Below are 843 nucleotides of genomic sequence, written 5' to 3' on the forward strand. Positions count from 1 at the left end.
AGGTTCCTTATCTGTGCCATTTCACTTTGCTCCCGCTGGTCATTTTGAAGTTCGTCGACTCTTTTTTCGGCAGCTTCAATTTCTTCCTGCGGAGTATCTTCAGCTTCTTTGATAATGGAAAGATGACGTATGGCTTCGTAGATTTCGTAATCTTTGGCGCTGGAAATGGCTTTACAACCTATTTCCCCAAAGCGTCGCAGGTATTCTGCATATTCGGGATTTGCAATGATAGGGGCATGGCCAGCACCTTCATGAATAATATCCGGTGCCGGGGTGTATTCAATGTGTTCCAACTGCCTTATATCACTGGCGATCACCAGCACATTAAACGCCTGAAATTCCATAAATGCTGCCGGCGGAATGAAACCATCAACGGCTACTGCCGCCCAGCCGATTTCTTTCAGGATCCTGTTCATCCCGTACATGTTAGGAATGTGGTCAATAGAGATACCTGTTTGCTTTAATCCGTCAAGATATGAGGAGTGCGCCACCTTGCTCAGGTAGTCAACATTCTTACGCATCACATATCTCCAAACCGCCTGATTAATGGGAGTATAATGCTCGTAATTCTGAGGTTTTATGAACTGCTTCAGGTGTGCGGGCAGCCTGTCTATAATTTCATTTGATTCAAATTCTTGTTCCATAGCTTTTGCAAAATTTACCGGAGGCTAAATCTCCCCGGATCCTGTCTGGAGTCCCAAGTCAAAATGTAAATCTTATTTTTTTGAGTTCGTAAAACATTTGATAATGCAAGATTATCTTAAACCTAACTTTATCATTTGTAGTAGGTTTTCCTATGTTTGAATGTATGGAAATTAAATGACTGGCTTCCTTAAACAGGTT

Annotated in this window: 1 protein-coding gene; it reads right to left on the reverse strand. The window is 42.2% G+C overall.

The genetic code is table 11. From position 1 onward, the window contains the following. On the reverse strand, positions 1-644 hold a 644-nt coding region (locus tag HC175_RS15495), incomplete at its 3' end, for an aromatic amino acid hydroxylase (RefSeq protein ID WP_168139354.1). Between the last annotated feature and the right edge of the window lie 199 nt (positions 645-843).

The sequence above is a fragment of the Salinimicrobium oceani genome, assembly GCF_012037645.1.